The organism is Aeromonas sp. FDAARGOS 1410, assembly GCF_019048745.1.
In the GTDB taxonomy this organism is placed as follows: domain Bacteria; phylum Pseudomonadota; class Gammaproteobacteria; order Enterobacterales; family Aeromonadaceae; genus Aeromonas; species Aeromonas jandaei.
The window spans coordinates 1,600,675-1,619,539 of record NZ_CP077401.1; the positions used below are offsets into that span (position 1 = coordinate 1,600,675).

The following is an 18,865-nucleotide window of genomic DNA, read 5'->3' on the forward strand; positions in this document are numbered from 1 at the left end:
CCTTTAGCGACACGATAATTAAACAACAGACAGAAAGCGGCCTGTGTACGCAGATTTGCACTGGCCATGGATGTGAATAACAACGAGAGAATTATGGACACCTTGATTGCGATGCTAAACGACCTGATGTGGGGAGCTGTGCTCATCTACCTGCTCATCGGGGTCGGTATCTTCTTCACCTTCCGCCTGGGTTTTATCCAGATCCGCCACTTCGGCCACATGTTCTCCGTGCTGAAAAACAGCCGCAAATCGGACAACGCCGGCATCTCCTCCTTTCAGGCACTCTGCACCAGCCTTGCCGCCCGGGTCGGTACCGGCAATCTGGCCGGTGTGGCCGTTGCCATCTATCTGGGTGGCCCCGGCGCCATCTTCTGGATGTGGCTGATCGCCTTTATCGGCATGTCGACCGCCTTCGTCGAAAGCACTCTGGCCCAGCTCTACAAGGTCAAGGATGAGGATGGCAACTACCGTGGCGGCCCAGCCTACTACATGGAGAAGGGGCTTGGCATGCGCTGGATGGGGGTGCTCTTTTCGCTCTGCCTCATTCTGGCGTTTGGTCTGGTGTTCAATGCGGTGCAGGCCAACTCCATCAGTCTGGCGATGAAGGTGGCCTTCGGCATTCCTGACTGGGTCAGCGGTCTGGCACTGGTGGCGCTTTCCGGTCTCATCATCTTCGGCGGTATTCGTGGCATCGCCCGTTTTGCCGAGCTGGTGGTACCTTTTATGGCGCTGGCCTACATCCTGCTGGCGCTGGTCATCGTAGCCATGAATATCAGCGAGCTGCCCCACGTGATGATGCTGATCTTCAAATCTGCCTTCGGCATTGAGCAGGCAGGTTCGGGGGCGCTGGGCTATGCCATCTCCCAGGCGATGATCAACGGTATCAAGCGCGGTCTCTTCTCCAACGAAGCGGGGATGGGCTCGGCCCCCAACGCAGCGGCTACTGCCACGCCCTATCCGCCGCACCCGGCCTCCCAGGGCTATGTGCAGATGCTGGGGGTCTTTATGGACACCATCATCATCTGCACCTGTACCGCGGCCATCATCCTGATGTCCGGCCAGTTTGAGCCGGGCTCCGGTGTGACCGGGGTGGAGCTGACCCAGCGGGCGCTCTCCTCCCAGATTGGTCATGGCGGCAATATCTTTATCGCGGCGGCCATCTTCTTCTTCGCCTTTACCTCCATCGTGGCGAACTACTCCTATGCCGAGACCAACCTGGTGTTCCTCGAGCACAACCACAAGGGCGGCCTGATGCTGTTCCGGATGTTTGTGCTGGGGATGGTGATGTTCGGCTCGGTAGGAGAGTTGCCGACCGTCTGGGCGATGGCGGATGTCTCCATGGGGCTGATGGCCATCGTCAACCTGGTGGCCATCCTGCTGCTCTCCGGCGTCGCCATCAAGCTGGCGAAGGATTACAACGACCAGCTCAGGCTGGGCAAGGTGCCCACCTTTGATGCCAACAAGTACCCCGAGATCCGCTCCCAGCTGGAAGAGGGTATCTGGGATAATCCCGTCAAAAAGTAATCCGTGTTGCATGATGTGCAAGAGAGGGGAGCCGGTGGCTCCCCTCTCTGCTTTTATGCCTTGTGTGATGCGCTTATGTCTGGCGATCCCAGCTCTGGCAAATCTGGCGCACTCGCCGTTTCAGCTGTCGCAGGCAGCGTTTCTGCTGATGGGCGGTGAGCGGCCCGTAACGCCAGCGCCGGTAGAGCCAGGCCGCCTGCAGCAAGGGGCGGGATAGAGCGGGGCGCAGCGTTGCCAGTCGTTCACACCACTGGCCCAGCGTCTCGCCCGCTTGCACTGTGCAGCCGGCCGCTTTTCCCCGGCGCAGCAGTGGCTGCCAGATCCGCAGGGTTGCGGGGGCGCGGGCAGGCCAGAGGAGCGGCAGGCTCACCATCAGAGCGACCAGTAGCAAACTGAGCAGGATAAGCCAGGGGGTTTGCCCAGCCAGCGATGGCCAGCGCTGCGCAACCTGTTGCCAGAGCTGGCTGGAATCGTGCCCCAACACCCAGCGGCTCCACTGGTAGTCGAGATTGTTGCCCCACCAACGCAACTGGTTGAGCAGGGCCCAGCTGCGATAGCGCTGCAAAGAGAGGGGATCGGCGGCGGCAAACTGCTCGCCAAGCGCCTGCGCCATATTGCCCTCGATCCGCTCCGGTGCGACGGCTGCGGTCGGGTCGATGCGCTGCCAATGCTGCTGCCGGTCGAGATACTCCACCCAAGCGTGGGCATCGAACTGGCGGACTGCCAGATAGCTGCCCTGCGGATTCCACTCGCCACCGAGGTAGCCGGTCACCAGTCGTGCCGGAATACCGGCTGCCCGCAGCACAAAGGCAGTTGCCATGGCGTAGTGGCCACAAAATCCCCGCCTAGTATCGAACAGAAAATCGTCCACCCCATCCGGGCCCAGTCGTGGTGGCGTCAGGGTATAGGTGTAAGGCTGGCTGCGAAATCGGGCCATCAGGGCGCCGACCAGCGCGTTCGGTTCGGGATAACGGGTGGCAAGCTCCCGGGCATAGGCCCGCGCCTGCGGGTTGTCCTTGGCAGGTAGCTGGAGGTTGCGCTGCTGTTCACGCTCTGTAACATCGGGGAGATTCGCTGTGCTTGCCCGATAGCGGATGGCCAGCTCGTTGCTCCCCTGTCGATAGAGGGTCGCGATCGGAGTGGCTTGTACCGGCCCCGCCACCACACGGGGCGCCGTCATGGCGAAGGCCCAGCGATGGCGCTGTGGCTCTGCGAGCACTTCATAGCTCCCCGCGGGCAGCGGGCTATCTGATAGCGTGGATGTCACGTTCAGCAAGGGGACTGTTTGCTGCCATCTTTTCACCTCGGTGCTCAGTTGCCAGCGCCGTCCGTCAAAATACTCCTGCCGCATGACCGGAAAGTAGCGCTCCTGCGCCGGGGGCGGGCCATCGGCAAAGGTGACGCGAAACACCAGCTCGGAGGAGCTGACCAGCTCGTTTATGTCGCCGGGGGCCACCTCTTCCGAGAGGCCCGTCAGGGCTCGGCTTGCGGTCGGCATCTGCCAGAGCGGTGGCAACCTTGGCAGCACGATAAAGAGGGTCAGCAGCAGGGGAAGGGCGAGCAGCAGGGCGCCGCCCGCGCTGCGCCATGGGTGCTTCTGTTGTGGGGCCGCGGCATTGACCAGTGCAGTGACCGCCAGCCAGAGCGAGAGTGCCAGCAACAGCGCCCAGCCGATGCTCTGACGCTGCACCAGTGCCAGCGCAATCAGAAAGAAGGCGAGCAGCAGCACCTGTTCGACATCCCGATCGCGCCTAACCTCGATCAGCTTGAGGCTGTAGCCGAGCCAGAGCAGGTTGACCAGCGCTGGCAGGGTGCCCAATCCCCGCCACTGCAGCAGGAGCATCAGCAAACAGCCGATGGCCAGTATCGCCAGCACTCGTGCCGGTGGAGGCCGCCATCCGCGCCACAGCATCATGGCGCGGGTAAACAGGGTGATGGCCCCCACCGCCATGACCCATAGCTGTAACTGGGGCCAGAGTGCGGTAATGAGCAGCAGCTGTTGCAGGGCGATGAGGGGCAGCAGGCGCCGGTTATCGAGCAACATCCGTTCTGCCCTCGTTTGCCGGGTTATCCAGTTGCGCCAGTGTCAGCAGGCAGCGCTGCACAAATGCGGGGCCGCTATCAGGCCCCAACGTCTCCCGGGCCAGCGTTAAGGAGAAGGGGTGCCCCTGTTTGCCATAGTCGCAGCACCACCAGGCAAGTACCGCCAGCCGCTGCTCCAGATCGCCACCTGTTACCCGCGAGAGGCTGAGATGGCGGCCAGCCCGATGCGGCTCACAAAACTGTTTGCTGAGCAGGCCGCGCCCCTGTGCCAGTTGCTTCCAGGCGATCCGGCTCATGGCTTCGCCCTGCTGGTAAGCCCGAAGAGTATCAAAGTCGCCAATGGCGGCTGGCAACATATCCCCCTGCTGTTCGTCGGCTGCGGTGCTCTCATCTTCCCGCTGCGGGCCATAGACAGCCTTGGGGTAGACCCACCCCTCAAGTTGCAGATCCGGCAACGACCAGCAGCGAAAGAGGCCGAGGGGATAGCGGCTCTCGACTTTAAGCCGGCCAAGGGGGAGGCGACCGCGGCGCCGACCCGTGACCGGCAACAGCAGTTCGAGGGGCGTGGCGCCTATCTCGGCCTGCCAGAGCGGGTTATCGCCCAGGGTGAACCGAACGCCGTAGAGCGGGCGCGGGCTCTGTACCCGTATTCTGATGGGGAGCTGGCTGCCCGCCTCGCCGGTAGCTGTGGGCCCGCCCATCAAGGCCAGACCCAGCAGGTTGCGATGGGTAAGCCACATGGCCGTCATAAACAGGCTGCCGAGGCAGTAGGCGACCAGCAGCACCAGATTGTTCTGGTAGTTGGTGCCGAGCAGGTAGATGGCGAGCAGTACCAGCAGATAGAGCAACCCCATGCGAGTGGGCAGGATGAAGAGGCTGCGCGGCCCCAGCGTGATCTGGCGTGTCGGGGGGATGCGGCGATCAAGCCAGCGCAACTGCCAGCGATCCTTTAGCCGGCGCCAGTCAGTCATGGCCGATCCGGATCGACGCTGGCCAGCAGTCGCTGGCTCAGGGGGCAGGCTTCGCCGTGCTGCACGCCAAAACTGCCCCGCAACCGATGCTCCGCCACATAGGGAAAGACCGCCTGCACATCCTCCACCGTGACGAAACGTCGTCCGGCCACCAGCGCCCAAGCCCGGCTCACCGCCAGCAGGGTCTGGGCCGCCCGGGGGGAGAGGGTCTGTGGCAGCTCGCCATCAAAGCGGCTCTGCTGTACCAGTGCCAGCAGGTAGTCGAGGGTGGCATCCGAGAGGTGAATGGTCTCGGCTTCGGCTTGCAACAGGGCCAAGGCATCGGCGTCCAGCAGGCATGGGAGAGGCTGGCTCAGCTGCTGGCCGCGCAACAGTCTGCGCTCCGCCTCGCGAGGAGGGAAACCGAGTGAAAGCCGCACGGCAAACCGGTCGAGCTGGGATTCGGGCAGGGGATAGGTGCCCGCCTGATCGGCCGGGTTCTGGGTGGCGATGACGAAAAATGGAGTGGGGAGGGGATGGGTATGCCCCTCGATGCTTACCTTCTGCTCGGCCATCGCCTCCAGCAGCGCGCTCTGCACCTTGGGGCTGGCGCGGTTGATCTCGTCGGCCAGCAGCACCTGGGTGAAGATGGGGCCGGGATGAAAGGTGAAGTGCTGCTGGCGGGGATCAAAGATCTGCAGGCCCAGCAAATCGGCAGGTAGCAGATCGGCGGTAAACTGCATCCGGCGGCAGCTCAATCCCAATACCTGCGCCAGCGCCTGAGCCAGAGTGGTCTTGCCCATGCCGGGCAGATCCTCGATCAGCAGGTGGCCACGGGCCAGCAGGGTGACCAGTGCAACCTTGAGCTGCAGCGGTTTACCCAGAATGACCCGTTCCAGTGTTGTCAGCACCGCCGTGATCTGTTCCTGTGATTTCACTACTCCTCCCGCTTTCGCCTTGTCCGTATCTTGCTTCTCTGTTGTTGCACCTACAGCTTATACGCCAGTCGCTCAGGGCGGGCTCAGTACGCCGTAAAACCATTGAAATGGCGCGTTTTTTCAATGACTTCACACCGACTTCACAGTTGTTCACGCTCAGCTCACCAAGCGTCCTTATGATGCACTTCTCAACTCACCACAAGACAGATGTCATGAAACAACCAAAAACTCTCTCGCGGTTGGCGCTGGGTTCCCTGCTGATCTCTTCATTCGCTTCTGCCGCACAGGATGCTCCTCTCACCGCCATCGTGGACGGCGCCATTCAACCCGTGCTCAAGGAGTACCGGATCCCGGGAATGGCGGTTGCCGTACTGAAAGATGGCAAGGCCCACTACTTCAACTATGGCGTTGCCAACCGGGAGAGCGGTCAGCGCGTCAGCGAGCAGACCCTGTTCGAGATTGGCTCGGTCAGCAAGACCTATACCTCCACCCTCGGCGCCTACGCCGTGGTCAAGGGGGGCTTCAAGCTCGATGACAAGGTGAGCCGGTACGCGCCCTGGCTCAAGGGCTCCGCCTTTGATGGCATCACCATGGCCGAGCTCGCCACCTACAGCGCAGGCGGCTTGCCCCTGCAGTTCCCCGATGAGGTGGAATCGGTCGAGCAGATGCAGGCTTACTATCGCCAGTGGACGCCGGCCTATCAGCCGGGCAGCCATCGCCAGTACTCCAACCCCAGCATCGGTCTGTTCGGCTATCTGGCGGCGAGCAGCCTGCAGCAGCCATTTGCCCGCTTGATGGGGCAGACCCTGCTGCCTGGGCTGGGTATGCACCACACCTATCTCGAGGTGCCGAAGCAGGCCATGGGGGACTACGCCTATGGCTATTCGAAAGAGGACAAGCCCATCAGGGTCAATCCCGGCATGCTGGCCGACGAGGCCTACGGCATCAAGACCAGCTCGGCGGATCTGCTCGCCTTCGTGAAGGCCAATATCAGCGGGGTTGATGACAAGGCGTTGCAGCAGGCCATCTCCCTGACCCACCAAGGGCGCTACTCGGTAGGCGAGATGACCCAGGGACTGGGCTGGGAGAGTTACGCCTATCCCGTCAGCGAGCAGACGCTGCTGGCGGGCAACTCCTCGGCGGTGATTTACAATGCCAACCCGGTCAAACCTGTTGCCGCGTCCCAAGAGACGGGGGGGGCGCGACTCTACAACAAGACCGGCTCGACCAACGGCTTTGGTGCCTATGTTGCCTTTGTCCCGGCCAAGGGGATTGGCATCGTCATGCTGGCCAACCGCAACTATCCCAATGATGCCCGGGTCAAGGCGGCTTACGCCATTTTGAGCAAGCTGGCCGACTGATCACGGGGATAGCGTTTTACCGTAAGCAAGTGCGCCGGGATTGCCCGGCGCACTTTTTATCGCGTTTATTTTTACTCAGCTCATAGTTCTCTTCTGCCCGGCGGCTTGTCCATTCAGTTGCCTTAATCGCACATTGGCAGAAACAATATTTCCATTTTGGAATGTATCGATCGCCATCTCTTCACTAGGTGTGGTGGTAGGCCCCCCCTATAGTGCTCCGCATAGTCACTTGCTTGCCTGCTGTTTGCCGCGCTTTTGGCAGAACAGGGCCAGATTTCTGTTACGGAGCCTCCATGAAAACTTTTCTGCTGTGCGCCTTCCTGATGATCATCCTCTATCCGGTCGGCATCGATCTCTATCTGGTCGCCGTCCCCCGGATTGCCGAGAGCCTGCAGGCCAATGAGGCGCAGATCCACACCGCCTTTTCCATCTATCTCTTTGGCATGGCTGCGACAGTCCTGCTGGGAGGCATGATTGCCGATCGTTATGGCCGTCGCCCCGTGGTGCTGGGTGGTGCCATCATCTTTCTTGCCGCCTCGCTGGTGGCAGCCCATTCAACCGATGTCACCCAGTTTTATCTGGGGCGATTCTGGCAGGGGGTCGGGGCGGGGGCACTCTATATCATGACTTTTACCGTGTTACGGGATGTGCTGAGCGAAGAGCGGCTGGCGATGGCACTCTCCATGATCAACGGGGTTATCTGCGTCATTCCGGTACTGGCGCCGGTGTTGGGCTACCTCATCCTCTCCCGTTTTCAATGGCAGGGGATCTTCGTCACGATGGCTCTGGTGGCGGCATTGACCGGTCTGATCAACTTCTTGATGCTCAAGGAGACCCGGCCGGCAAACAGGCAGGAGAGCGCTGGAGGTTTGCCATTTGCCTTGTTGCGCTCCCCGCGCTTTATGCTGATTTCGCTGCTGACCAGCACCAGCGTGACCGCCATTCTGGTCTACGTCAGCGTTTCTCCCCTGATCCTGATGCAGGAGTATGGGTTCTCCCCCGAGCAGTACTCCGTCGTCATGATGGTGATGGCAGGAGTGAGCATGTCGACCTCCTTCCTGACGCCACTGCTGTTGCGTTGGTTGGGCAAGCAGCGAGTGCTGGCACTCTCCCACCTTGCCTACCTGCTGGCGGCATGCCTGCTGCTGGGCAGCTGGTTGCGGGGCAATGATGTCACGCTGCTGCTGGCCGGCTTTGCACTGGTCTGTGTCGGCTTCTCCTGCGGCTTCGGGGTGGCCATGGGAAAAGCGCTGGATGGCTGCCAGCACAATGTGGCCTTCGCCAGTGCGGTGCTCTGCGTCATGCAGATCAGCTTGTCCGGTCTCTATATTTGGTTGACGGGGCAGTTGGGCTTTTCCCCGCTGGCTATGCTTTTCTGCTCCCTGCTGCTGACGTTGCTCAGTTACCTGGGAGTGAAAGGGCTGGTACCATGGCTTGCTGTTCGCGAAGCGCAATCGCGGGGATAAACGGGAATGAGGAGGGATATGCGTACGTTGGTTGAGCTCGATCTGAACCTGCTGATTGTCTTCAAGTATCTGATGCAGGAGCGCAGTGTCGCCGGTGCAGCCAAGAGGCTCTGCGTCACCCCGTCGGCGGTTAGCAAGGCGCTGGCCAAGCTGCGGGAGTGGTTTGACGATCCCCTCTTTGTCCGGGTACGACAGGGGCTGCAGCCGACCAATCTCTCCCTGACGCTGGAAGAGGAGCTCAAGGTCTGGTATCAGCTGACCGACAGCATCACCTCGCTCAACAGCGAGGCGATCCCTGATGGTGCCCGCTTCAGTCTGGTGATGGAGTCCCCCTTCTACATCAGCTTCCTGAGCGATCTGCCGATGACCATCTACGAAAAGTATCCCAACTCGGTTGTCAGGATGCTGGGTTGGGATCATCACTCGCTCAACGACATCGTCAATGGCGATGCCGATCTCGGTTTTTGTGCCCGGGAGACCTATTCCCGCTCCCGGGCCAAGGTAAACCGGCTGCCCTATTACATCGATCACGAAGTGTTGTTCAGCGATCGTCCAGTCGCTTTTCTGCGTAAGGATCACCCCCTGCTGCAGCAGAAGTGGTCGTTGGAGAATTTTCTGGCTTGTCCCCAGGTCAGCATGGTGTGGGAAGCGAATGATACCTGGGCTCTTGATAGTCTGTTGGAGGACGAGGGGCTGAAGCGGGAGGTGCCCATCATGGTCTCCAGCTTCGAGCAGGCGCTGCATATTGCCGCCCAGTCTAGTCACGAGCTTATCGCGGTGGCGCCCTCCTACTGCGGGGGGTATGCGGCCAGGCACCATGCCAACCTGATTGCCATGCCCTTGCCACTGCCGGAGAAACTCTATCAGCAGCTGGAGATCGCTTTTATCCTGCTCTGGCACAAGCGGCACAATCAGGATGCCAAGGTAATGTGGCTGCGCAACGAGATAAGGCGGCTCTACAATCGCGAGTCGGAACAATCGAATGGATAAAAACCGGAGCGTTTGCTCCGGTTTTTTTATGCGCGCTGAATAGCTGATACTGATAAAAATGTATTTATATTGATACATTATCTTAACACTGATTCCGTAATGGAACGTTCTGACTTCCTGTTTTGCTATAGACTCTATACCTCCCTCTGTTAGATACTGCCACTTATAATAAACGCCTCTGCATTGCACTGAAAATATTGTTTTCTGTGTATGCCAGAGGCTACGCAGTAATTACAACATTAATAATATTGACTTTTTTGACATTATTACCCTGTTTTGCATCTGGATGTTTATTCAGGGGAGCGTCTATTAGTATTTGAACTCTCATGAAGTAAATCATTACGACTTTTATTTATACCAGAGAAGCTCTATTTGATCCCTTGGTTATAGCAGTAAAGGTTCGATGTAGTTGGTGAGTGGAACTGAAAAAGGTTGTTTATATGATTAATTGCAAAACTATAACGGTCACCAGTTTATTGACCGTATTACTCTGTGGCTGTGCCAAGAATACTGTTCACTCTGATGGCTCACAGACTATTGCACTTAATAAAGGTGCGATTATCCATTCAGAAGAGATTACCAGCCATTTTTTCTTTTCTGATGTCGACTTCGGTCTAAATGACAAAATTGATGCGGCAGCTATTTGTCATGGTGTTGAAAATGTCGTGCAGATAGAGACAAAACGGGGATTTTGGGACTCTGTGTTTGGCAGTTTGAGCGCAGGCCTGTATGCGCCTCGTACGACAAGAATTGATTGCGCAGGATGACAAAGAGAGGAGACAAGGTGTGATGAAACTGAAGAGTATATTGTTGGTTGTGAGCTGTGTGGGGGCCTTGTATGGTTGTGGCGGTGGCTCCGACGAATCCAAAGTCACTGTAGTAAAGCAGAGTAATCCAGACACTCCGCAACAATTGGTCAACATCGATGGTAAAATAACCCCCCACGATGTTAAAAACATCGATCCCAAGTCGGCCATTTTTTATAAGTCTGAACTAATAAATAGTGATAGTACATTAGGTTTGGCAGGTTTAGCTTTAAACTATAACTTTGGGTCAAGACAGAAATATAATTGGCAAGTTATGGTGGACGACGGTCAAATATTTAGTTCATGGTTTACTGGTTTTAATCAAGTAACCAAGGTGCCGGGCGAGCTGGTTTTGAATAGGGTGAGCAGAAGTCATAGCGCACCATCAGTCGAACAGAGCAGGCAAAAAATATCTATTGCATCCAATAAGTTGAGCATGGTTGATGAGGTGAAAAAGGCCACTAATGGGCTTGATTTATCTTTGATTGGGACGGCCAGTTATGCCAACTGGTCTGGTAAAATAAAGTTAACACCGATAGAAACCAGCCTTGTTAATACAGCCAGCTGGCATCCCAATAATGGGCTTGCAACCGATATGCTGGGGAATGTAGAGACTACCCGCAATGGGGATATGGTGACAGTTACCCTGGAGTTGCCTGCTGCCGGATGTACATTATTTGGCCGTAATAATGTACCACGCTCTCGTCGTGACATAATATATTTTAGTGGATTTGAACAATGCCAGTTTGACCCGGCAAAGGGGGCTAACTGGACGCCTAATGATTACTACAATAACGAAGCGTTAGCCAAGGCCAGGGATGGTGTGGTCGCTTATATAGCAACCTTTAAAAATGACGGGGGGACAGAGATGCTGGTGATTGGTTTCCCGAATCTGGAAGGTCTCTTCTTTGTGGTGCCAAAGAGCTAGGCAAAGTTTGGGTCATCATCACAAATCAGATTGATGGCAGTGCGGGAATTAGTCTCTTGCTGTTGAGGTTCAACGGCAAGCCATTCTATCGGCCCGTCATTACGCTGCGATGGCAAGCGTTATGACGGGCCGCTATTGTATCAAGGCAGCTATGGCTAATGCCTGACGAGAAGAGATATGCGTGCGCTCAAAGATCTTGATTTGAATCTGCTGGTGCTTTTCAAATACCTGCTGGCTGAGCGCAGTGTGGCCGGTGCGGCCAAGCTGCTCAATGTTACGCCTTCCACGGTGAGCAAGGGATTGGCCAAGTTGCGGGAGTGGTTTGCCGATCCGCTTTTTGTGAGAGGGCGCAGGGGGTTGCAACCTACCAATCTTGCCTTGACGTTGGGGGATGAGCTGGAACTCTGGTTCCAGCTTACCGGGGTGATCGCCTCGCTTAATCGTGATGCTATCCCCGATGGGGCTCGCTTCAGTCTGATGGTGCAATCCCCTTTCTATCTACTCAGTGACCTGCCCATCAAAATTCATGAGAAGTACCCCAACTCGATAGTCAAGATGCTGGCATGGAATCGCCATTCCCTTGGCGACCTTGTCAATGGCGACGCAGATTTGGGTGTCTGTGTGCGCGAAAGTTACGACCGCTCTCTGCTCAAACTGGGTAATCTTCCCTACTACATCGATCATGAAGAGCTCTTTTGCGACAGGCCCGTAGTCTTCCTGCGCAGAGATCATCCGCTGCTTCGGCAACTGTGGTCGCTGGAGAACTTTTTGGCCTGTTCCCATTGCAGCGTGGTGCTGGAGGTCAAAGAGACATGGAGTCTGGATATGTTGCTGGAGGATGAAGGGCTCAAGCGAAATGTATCCGTGATGGTATCCAGCTTCGAGCAGGCGCTGTATATGGCAGCCCAGTCGCAGCAGGAGCTTATTGCGGTTGCGCCCTCCTACTGCACCGCGTTTGCGGCCAAATATCATCCCAATCTCGTTACCTTGCCGCTACCTCTGCCCGAGCGCCTCTACAGCAAGCTGGAACTCACTTTTATCCTGCTTTGGCACAAGCGGCATAATCAGGACTCAAAGGTTCAGTGGTTACTGCAGGAGATAAGGCGGCTCTATCAGCGAGCGCCAGCCCGGGGGGCTACCTGAATTCAGCCGGCGGATCTGCGCCGGCTTTTTTGTGCCTGCCAGTTGTCCTGAGTCTGCGATGGCTGTGCAGAGAGCCATTTGCTGTCGTTCAATACACAGAATTGAAGATAAATCACGTCTCGAGTGACACTCTTTGCAAGAGAATTTGTAATCCTGTTTCATTAGAAAACATCATGAAAGTTGGGTTTTAAAGTGTGATCAACCATTAAGTCAGTTAATTGCCAGTGACATAACATGCCTCACCTTGAAATGACGGGGCGTGCCCCCTTATTTCTGCTCGCCCCTTTGCGGTGCATCAGTGTCGCTTCTTGCCCCACTTAGCACCTTGAAGATGACGAATGAAACATCTGTTGCCAGATATCGAGCGGCGGCTTGCCGGCACAGGGCAAGGTCGCAGTCGGGTGGCTTGGCAGGTATTTCATTTCATGGGCTCACCGCCATCAGATTAATAACAATAAGCAGCTATCAAGGCAGGTTACTATGCGTCCAGCAACAGCACCGACCGGGTTGTTACAACAGCCCAAACCCTTCTTCATGATATTTTTTGTCGAACTCTGGGAGCGCTTCGGTTATTACGGCGTGCAGGGGATCCTGGCAGTTTTCTTTGTACAGCAACTGGGTTTTTCCCAGGAGCAGTCGTTTATCACCTTCGGCGCTTTCTCGGCGCTGGTGTATGGCCTTATCTCGATCGGTGGTTATGTTGGCGACCATATTCTCGGGACCAAGCGCACCATGGTGTTGGGGGCGGTTGTACTGGTTATCGGCTATTTCATGACCGGCATGTCGATTTACAATCCTGACCTGATTTTCTATGCGCTCGGTACCATCGCGGTCGGCAACTGCCTGTTCAAGGCCAACCCGGCCAGTCTGCTCTCCAAATGTTATGCCCCGAAGGATCCGCGGCTGGATGGGGCCTTTACCCTCTTCTACATGTCGATCAATATCGGCTCGCTTATCTCCCTGTCGCTGGCTCCGGTCATTGCCGATCACTACGGCTATACCGTCACCTACAACCTCTGCGGTGTCGGGTTGGTGATTGCGCTGCTCACCTTCTTTGCCTGCCGCAATATGGTGAAAGACATTGGCTCCGAGCCGGATCATCTGCCCCTCAACTACGGCAAGTTGCTGATGGTATTGGCTGGCTCGGTTGTCATGGTCTTCTTCTGTGCCTGGTTGATGCACCACGTGGTGATCGCCAACATGGTGCTGATGACGGTGACTATCGCCGTGGTAATTGTCTTTTTTCGCGAGGCGTTCAAGCTCGACACCGTGGGTCGCAACAAGATGTATGTGGCCTTCGTGCTGATGCTGGAGGCGGTGCTCTTCTATGTGCTGTACGCCCAGATGCCGACTTCACTGAACTTCTTTGCCATCAACAACATGCATCATGAGATGCTGGGCATGAGCGTCAACCCGGTCAGCTTCCAGGCGCTCAACCCCTTCTGGGTGGTAGTGGGTAGCCCGGTGCTGGCGGTGATCTATACCCGGATGGGCAGCAAGGGGCGGGATCTCACCATGCCGCTCAAATTTACCCTCGGGATGTTCTTCTGCTCGCTCGGTTTTCTGACTGCCGCAGCTTCCGGCTGGTGGTTTGCCGATGAGCAGGGGCTCACCTCGCCCTGGTTTATGGTGCTTATTTACCTGTTCCAGAGCATCGGCGAGCTGATGATCAGTGCGCTGGGTCTGGCCATGGTGGCTGCACTGGTGCCGCAACGCCTGATGGGCTTTATCCTCGGGATGTGGTTCCTGACCCAGGCGATGGCATCGCTGCTCGGGGGCTATGTCGCCACCTTCACCGCCGTACCGCAAGGGGTCACGGATCCGCTGCTGACTTTGCCCATCTATACCGGCGTGTTTGGCAAGATTGGGATAGCGACCCTGATTATCGCCGTGGTGATGGGCATGATGGTGCCCTGGCTGAACCGGATGATGAATGCCGCACCGCAGGAGGAAGAGGGGTTGCTGGCGCCGCAGTCACAGGCGTGACGGGGAGATAGATGCAAACAAGGCAGGGGCACACCCCCTGCCTTGCTGTTGATGGCTTAGTTGTACTGCTCTTCCATCCAGGCTTCGACGATCAGCTGCGCCGATACGCCGTCCACGCTGCCCTTCTCCAGCGCGCGATATCCACCCTGTTCGAAGAGGCGGGCACGGGCGTCCGTGGTGGTGAGCCGCTCATCCTTGAACTCGACCGGTTTGCCGAAGCGACCGTGCAGGCGGTTGCCGAACTTGCGGGCACGAACCGTGATCTCCTGATCGGTGCCATCCATGTTCAGGGGAAGGCCGACAATGAGCAGATCCGGTTGCCACTCCTTGAGCAGCTTCTCGATTTCGTCCCAGTTGGGGATGCCGTCATTGGCCTTGAGGGCGCGCAAGGGACGGGCAGTGCCGGTCAGCTCCTGGCCAATGGCAACGCCAATGCTCTTGGTGCCGTAGTCAAAGCCCATGATGCTGCGTGATGACATGAAAAATCCTCGAAATAAAACGGGGTTCGCCAGCGGCTCAGCTGTGGCCGACGTCGCTGGAGAGATGGATCGGATTAACCCCGATGCTGGCGGCAGCTTGCTGCCACCGCTTGTGGATAGGGGTTTTGAAGATAAGGTCAGGATTGGGCGGGATCACCAGCCAGGCGCCATCAACCAGCTCCTGTTCCAGCTGTCCGGCACTCCAGCCAGCGTAACCAAGCGCCACCAGCCAATGATCGGGAGCCTCACTCGTACCCAGGGTTTCCAGTATATCCTTTGAAGTGGTCACCATCATTTCGTCCCCCACCTGCATCGTTGAGCCGAAACCGGGGCGGAAGCTGTGCAGTACAAAGCCACGATCGGCGTGCACCGGCCCCCCTTGCACCACCGGCTGCTTGAGTTCCGCAACGGTCGGGGGCGTGAGCTTGAGCTGGGTCAGCATGGCCTCAACGGACATGTCGACCGGGATGTTGACGACCAGCCCCATGGCGCCCTCTTCGTTGTGTTCGCACAAGTAGACCAGCGAACGCTCGAAATAGGGGTCCGAGAGGCTTGGCATGGCAAGAAGAAAGTGATTTTGCAGTGTTTGCATATGGGCCAGATATTGCAAAGGTATTTGCGGCAATTATGGCAGCTCGACTCTGTGGGCAAAACCGCTTTTTATCGAAGGCGTGCCGGCCCGCCATTTATCCGTGTAGGGAGAGAAAACCATGGAAGGGATTTCAATCAGGCAGAAGTTGATTCTGGGTTGTGTGGTGCCTCTGCTGGCACTGTTGGCCTTGCTGGTGGGGGCAACCCAGGCGATGTCCCAGCTGATGGCAGGCATGAACGCTATGTATCAGGGGGAGGTGGTGCAACTGAAAGAGCTCAAGCACATTGCCGATCTCTACGCCGTCAACGTCATTGATGCCACCAACAAGGCCAATGTGGGCGGCTTTACGCCGGAGAAGGCGAAAGCGGCCATCATGCAGGCTCAGCATGATGTCACCCAGAGCTGGCAGAATTACCGCAACATGGCGATGGATCAGGGGGAGACGCAGGAGGCGGATCGGGTGCAGATGCTCTTCGCTGCGGCCGATCCGCAGATTGCCGCCGTATTGCAGGTGCTTGATGGCGGGCCGGACGAGGTACGCGCGAATCTTGGTGCCCGGATCATGCCCCTCTATGGTGCCATCGACCCCCTCAGCGATGCGGTCAGCGCTCTGGTGCAGTATCAGCTTACCGCTGCCGAACAGAGTATGACCGAGCTGACCCGGCTCAAGGATCGCCTCTTCCAGCTCTTTCTCCTGCTGTTTCTGATCGGGGGCGGTTGCGTGCTCTTCTTCGGCATGTGGGCCGGCCGCAGCGTGAGTCAGCCGCTGGCGGCAATGAGTCAGGTGCTGCGCGGCATGCAGGCCGAGCTCGATCTGAGCCAACAGGCGCCGGTATTGCGTAAGGACGAGATGGGGGCGCTGGCCCAATCGCTTAATCAGGTGATCAGCCACTTCCGCGGTTTGATTAACCAGATCAACGAGATGGCGGAGCACCTTGCCAAGGAGTCCGCTCGTCTTGCTCATATCGGGATGGAGAGCCGCCAGCGCTTTGCCCAGCAGCAGGCCGAGACCGATCAGAGCGCGACGGCCATGAACCAGATGAGCGCGACCGTGGCCGAGGTGGCCAACAGCTCGTCCGGGGCTGCAGATGCGGCCAGGGTGGCCGATCAGAGTGCCCGCCACGGTCATGAGGTGGTGGAAGATGCCATCCAGCACATGTCCTCCCTCTCTTCCCATATCCAGAGTACGGCGGCGATGATCACCCAGCTGGCCGATGACAGCCGCGATATCAGCAGCGTGATGGATGCCATTCGCGGCATTGCCGAGCAGACCAACCTGCTGGCGCTCAACGCCGCCATCGAAGCGGCGCGGGCCGGGGATCAGGGGCGCGGTTTTGCGGTGGTGGCGGATGAGGTGCGTACACTCTCCCAGCGTACCCAGCGCTCGACCGAAGAGATTGGCAAGACCATCGTCAAGTTGCAGCAGGGGGCGAGCGAGGCCGCCAACAGCATGATGCACGGGCTGGAGCAGGTCGAGGAGTCCAATCGCACCGTGCTCGCTTGCGGCAAGGCGCTCGGCGAGATCGTCACCTCGGTGGAGATGATCAACGAGCTCAACACCCATATCGCCACCGCCGCCGAGGAGCAGAGCAAGGTGGCCGAGGATATCACCCGCAACGTGGTCAATATCGCCCAGATTGCGACCGAGTCGACGGCAGCTGCCTCCGATATGAACCAGAGTTGTCACGAGCTGGAGCAGCTATCGAGCGATCTCAAGCTGAAGGTGGGGCAGTTCCGTTGTTAAGCCTTCATACCAATGAGCAAGGCATGAAGTAGAAGAGGCGGCCCCGGGGCCGCCTCTTTGCATTAACACTCGCTCACTACATCGAGCTGCAATTTAACTGTGGCGGGCTCAGGCCTTGGCCAGCCGGCGCTCGATGGCATCCATCAGCATGCCGGTAATGTGCACGTCGAAGGCCGCTTCAATCTCGCGAATGCAGGTCGGGCTGGTGACGTTAATCTCGGTCAGGCGGTCGCCGATGATATCGAGGCCAACGAAGATAAGCCCTTTCTTTTTCAACGTCGGGCCCACCGCGCGGGCGATGGCCCAGTCAGCTTCGCTCAGGGGACGCGCCTCGCCACGGCCACCGGCTGCCAGATTGCCACGGGTTTCGCCTTGCGCCGGAATACGGGCCAGACAGTAGGGAACCGGCTCGCCATCCACCACCAGTACCCGCTTGTCGCCATCCTTGATGGCGGGCAGATAGGTCTGCGCCATGCAGTACTGGCTGCCGTGGGCGGTCAGGGTCTCGATAATCACGCCGACGTTGGCGTCATCTTCCTTCATGCGGAAGATGGAGGCGCCGCCCATGCCGTCCAGCGGCTTGAGGATCACGTCTTTGTGCTGGGCGTGGAAGGCGCGCAGCTTGTCGGCGCGGCGGGTCACCAGCGTGGTCGGGGTGTGCTCGGCAAACCAGGCTGTGTAGAGCTTCTCGTTGGCGTCGCGCAGGCTCTGCGGCTTGTTGACGATAAGGCAACCCTCATCCTCGGCCCGCTCCAGCATGTAGGTGGCATAGATAAATTCGGTGTCGAACGGCGGATCCTTGCGCATCAGGATCACATCGAGGTTGGAGAGGGGCTGATCCACCACCTCGCCCAGGGTGTACCAGTCGGCATAGTCATATTTGACGGTGAGCGGGCGCATGGTGCCAAAGGCGCGACCGGCTTCCATGTAGAGATCCTTCATCTCCAGATAGAAGAGCTCATAGCCGCGCTTTTGCGCCTCTTCGAGCATGGCAAAGCTGGAATCTTTCTTGATGTTGATGGCCGAGATGGGGTCCATCACGATGCCGAGTTTAATGGTCATCCGCTGTTCCTTCTTAATGGCTCGATAGGGTTGTAGGGTCGATTAGCGCAGCGTAATCGGCCGCTTGCGGCTGCGTCGATGCAGCCATAGGGCTGATTGATGCGGCCGATAGTATCAAGCGAGATCGCCAAAGCGGCACTGCAGCGCAGTAATCGCCGTCAGGGCGGCGGTTTCGGTGCGCAGCACCCGCGGCCCCAGCAGCATCTCTTTGAAATCTTCCTGCACGGTACGGGCGATCTCGTCGCTCGACAATCCCCCTTCCGGGCCAATCAGCAGGCGCACGCCGTGCTCGGGAACGGGCAGGGTGTTGATGCTGTACTCGGCGCGCGGGTGCAGGTTGAGCTTGAGCTCCTTGGTCTCTTCCGCGAGCCAGGCGTCGAGCTCCATCGGCATACGCACCTCGGGCACCACGTTGCGGCCGCACTGTTCGCAGGCGCTGATCACCACCTTCTGCCACTGCTCGCGCTTCTTCTCCAGTCGATCGGCTGGCAGCTTGACGCCGCAGCGCTCGGAGAAGAGCGGGGTGATGCAGGTGACGCCCAGCTCCACCGATTTCTGGATGGTGAAGTCCATCTTGTCGCCGCGGCTGATCACCTGACCCAAGTGGATGGCCAGCGGTGACTCCACCGATTGGACGTCGCAGCTGTCGATGGTCACTTCCACCGACTTCTTGCCGACGCTGGCGATGGTGGCGGGATATTGATTGCCATCGCCGTTGAACAGCTCGAGCTGCTGGCCCGGCTGCATGCGCAGTACCCGGCCGATATGGTTGGCGCCGTCTTCCGACAGGGCGATGGTCTGGCCAACTTGCAGGGTGGCCGGTTCATAGATACGTGGAATGCGCATGTCTGCT

The 18,865-nt window shown here is 58.1% G+C and carries 16 protein-coding genes; 9 read left to right on the forward strand and 7 right to left on the reverse strand.

Translation table 11 applies throughout. The annotated features are described in order from the left end of the window. Window positions 1-93: 93 nt before the first annotated feature. The gene (locus tag I6L40_RS07750; RefSeq protein WP_041208088.1) at window positions 94-1,524 is read left to right on the forward strand and encodes a sodium:alanine symporter family protein; all 1,431 of its coding nucleotides are present in this window, start codon (window positions 94-96) and stop codon (window positions 1,522-1,524) included. 73 nt (window positions 1,525-1,597) lie between these two features. Here the strand turns inward: I6L40_RS07750 and I6L40_RS07755 are convergent, their stop codons facing one another. The 3 genes from I6L40_RS07755 to I6L40_RS07765 are packed head-to-tail and all read right to left on the reverse strand — an operon-like array spanning window position 1,598 to window position 5,455. Beyond that, entirely contained in the window at window positions 1,598-3,568 is a 1,971-nt protein-coding gene (locus tag I6L40_RS07755) for a DUF3488 and DUF4129 domain-containing transglutaminase family protein (protein WP_216995220.1), read from the reverse strand. Continuing rightward, window positions 3,555-4,538, reverse strand: coding sequence for a DUF58 domain-containing protein (locus tag I6L40_RS07760; RefSeq protein ID WP_216995221.1), 984 nt, complete (start codon window positions 4,536-4,538; stop codon window positions 3,555-3,557). The genes I6L40_RS07755 and I6L40_RS07760 overlap by 14 nt, the downstream gene beginning before the upstream one ends. Continuing rightward, window positions 4,535-5,455 carry a MoxR family ATPase gene (locus tag I6L40_RS07765; protein ID WP_216995222.1) on the reverse strand — a complete coding sequence of 307 codons (921 nt, stop codon included), beginning with the start codon at window positions 5,453-5,455 and terminating at the stop codon, window positions 4,535-4,537. The genes I6L40_RS07760 and I6L40_RS07765 overlap by 4 nt, the downstream gene beginning before the upstream one ends. Window positions 5,456-5,667: 212 nt before the next feature. On the opposite strand from I6L40_RS07765, the gene ampC reads away from it, so the two are divergent. The 7 genes from ampC (at window position 5,668) to dtpB (ending at window position 14,135) form a co-directional block, all read left to right on the forward strand. Beyond that, window positions 5,668-6,816 carry an FOX/MOX family class C beta-lactamase gene (gene ampC, locus I6L40_RS07770; RefSeq protein ID WP_216995223.1) on the forward strand — a complete coding sequence of 383 codons (1,149 nt, stop codon included), beginning with the start codon at window positions 5,668-5,670 and terminating at the stop codon, window positions 6,814-6,816. A gap of 293 nt (window positions 6,817-7,109) precedes the next feature. Further along, window positions 7,110-8,282, forward strand: a complete 1,173-nt coding sequence (locus I6L40_RS07775) for an MdtL family multidrug efflux MFS transporter (protein WP_071912233.1) — start codon at window positions 7,110-7,112, stop codon at window positions 8,280-8,282. An 18-nt stretch (window positions 8,283-8,300) separates the two neighbouring features. Continuing rightward, window positions 8,301-9,272: an HTH-type transcriptional regulator YidZ gene (yidZ, locus tag I6L40_RS07780; protein WP_041208095.1), complete on the forward strand. Its 972-nt coding sequence runs from the start codon at window positions 8,301-8,303 to the stop codon at window positions 9,270-9,272. A 416-nt stretch (window positions 9,273-9,688) separates the two neighbouring features. After that, window positions 9,689-10,039, forward strand: a complete 351-nt coding sequence (locus I6L40_RS07785; protein WP_133164099.1) for a hypothetical protein — start codon at window positions 9,689-9,691, stop codon at window positions 10,037-10,039. Between the two features lie 22 nt (window positions 10,040-10,061). Further along, window positions 10,062-11,006 (forward strand): hypothetical protein, encoded by a 945-nt coding sequence (locus I6L40_RS07790; RefSeq protein ID WP_071912229.1) that lies wholly within the window; start codon window positions 10,062-10,064, stop codon window positions 11,004-11,006. A 177-nt stretch (window positions 11,007-11,183) separates the two neighbouring features. Continuing rightward, window positions 11,184-12,149 carry an HTH-type transcriptional regulator YidZ gene (yidZ, locus tag I6L40_RS07795; RefSeq protein ID WP_071912227.1) on the forward strand — a complete coding sequence of 322 codons (966 nt, stop codon included), beginning with the start codon at window positions 11,184-11,186 and terminating at the stop codon, window positions 12,147-12,149. 480 nt (window positions 12,150-12,629) lie between these two features. Then, window positions 12,630-14,135: a dipeptide/tripeptide permease DtpB gene (dtpB, locus tag I6L40_RS07800; protein WP_071912225.1), complete on the forward strand. Its 1,506-nt coding sequence runs from the start codon at window positions 12,630-12,632 to the stop codon at window positions 14,133-14,135. Window positions 14,136-14,191: 56 nt separating this feature from the next. Here the strand turns inward: dtpB and ruvX are convergent, their stop codons facing one another. Further along, a complete protein-coding gene (ruvX, locus tag I6L40_RS07805; RefSeq protein ID WP_033116074.1) occupies window positions 14,192-14,614 on the reverse strand; it encodes a Holliday junction resolvase RuvX in 423 nt (140 codons plus the stop codon). A gap of 37 nt (window positions 14,615-14,651) precedes the next feature. Then, complete coding sequence (locus tag I6L40_RS07810; RefSeq protein ID WP_043849418.1) at window positions 14,652-15,206, reverse strand: YqgE/AlgH family protein; 555 nt, start codon at window positions 15,204-15,206, stop codon at window positions 14,652-14,654. Window positions 15,207-15,324: 118 nt separating this feature from the next. On the opposite strand from I6L40_RS07810, the gene I6L40_RS07815 reads away from it, so the two are divergent. After that, window positions 15,325-16,950 (forward strand): methyl-accepting chemotaxis protein, encoded by a 1,626-nt coding sequence (locus tag I6L40_RS07815; protein ID WP_071912223.1) that lies wholly within the window; start codon window positions 15,325-15,327, stop codon window positions 16,948-16,950. 108 nt (window positions 16,951-17,058) lie between these two features. Here the strand turns inward: I6L40_RS07815 and gshB are convergent, their stop codons facing one another. Further along, on the reverse strand, window positions 17,059-18,012 hold the full coding sequence (gshB, locus tag I6L40_RS07820) for a glutathione synthase (protein WP_216995224.1): 954 nt from the start codon (window positions 18,010-18,012) through the stop codon (window positions 17,059-17,061). A 114-nt stretch (window positions 18,013-18,126) separates the two neighbouring features. Then, a complete protein-coding gene (gene rsmE, locus I6L40_RS07825; RefSeq protein WP_005343824.1) occupies window positions 18,127-18,858 on the reverse strand; it encodes a 16S rRNA (uracil(1498)-N(3))-methyltransferase in 732 nt (243 codons plus the stop codon). Window positions 18,859-18,865: the final 7 nt, after the last annotated feature.

Excerpts from the sequence above, each read along its gene's own strand:
- I6L40_RS07760 (WP_216995221.1), bottom strand. The coding sequence starts at position 4,538 with ATGACTGACTGGCGCCGGCTAAAGGATCGCTGGCAGTTGCGCTGGCTT.
- I6L40_RS07755 (WP_216995220.1), bottom strand. The coding sequence starts at position 3,568 with ATGTTGCTCGATAACCGGCGCCTGCTGCCCCTCATCGCCCTGCAACAG.
- gshB (WP_216995224.1), bottom strand. The coding sequence starts at position 18,012 with ATGACCATTAAACTCGGCATCGTGATGGACCCCATCTCGGCCATCAAC.
- ampC (WP_216995223.1), top strand. The coding sequence starts at position 5,668 with ATGAAACAACCAAAAACTCTCTCGCGGTTGGCGCTGGGTTCCCTGCTG.
- I6L40_RS07810 (WP_043849418.1), bottom strand. The coding sequence starts at position 15,206 with ATGCAAACACTGCAAAATCACTTTCTTCTTGCCATGCCAAGCCTCTCG.
- I6L40_RS07775 (WP_071912233.1), top strand. The coding sequence starts at position 7,110 with ATGAAAACTTTTCTGCTGTGCGCCTTCCTGATGATCATCCTCTATCCG.
- I6L40_RS07790 (WP_071912229.1), top strand. The coding sequence starts at position 10,062 with ATGAAACTGAAGAGTATATTGTTGGTTGTGAGCTGTGTGGGGGCCTTG.
- dtpB (WP_071912225.1), top strand. The coding sequence starts at position 12,630 with ATGCGTCCAGCAACAGCACCGACCGGGTTGTTACAACAGCCCAAACCC.
- yidZ (WP_071912227.1), top strand. The coding sequence starts at position 11,184 with ATGCGTGCGCTCAAAGATCTTGATTTGAATCTGCTGGTGCTTTTCAAA.
- I6L40_RS07750 (WP_041208088.1), top strand. The coding sequence starts at position 94 with ATGGACACCTTGATTGCGATGCTAAACGACCTGATGTGGGGAGCTGTG.
- I6L40_RS07815 (WP_071912223.1), top strand. The coding sequence starts at position 15,325 with ATGGAAGGGATTTCAATCAGGCAGAAGTTGATTCTGGGTTGTGTGGTG.
- rsmE (WP_005343824.1), bottom strand. The coding sequence starts at position 18,858 with ATGCGCATTCCACGTATCTATGAACCGGCCACCCTGCAAGTTGGCCAG.
- yidZ (WP_041208095.1), top strand. The coding sequence starts at position 8,301 with ATGCGTACGTTGGTTGAGCTCGATCTGAACCTGCTGATTGTCTTCAAG.
- ruvX (WP_033116074.1), bottom strand. The coding sequence starts at position 14,614 with ATGTCATCACGCAGCATCATGGGCTTTGACTACGGCACCAAGAGCATT.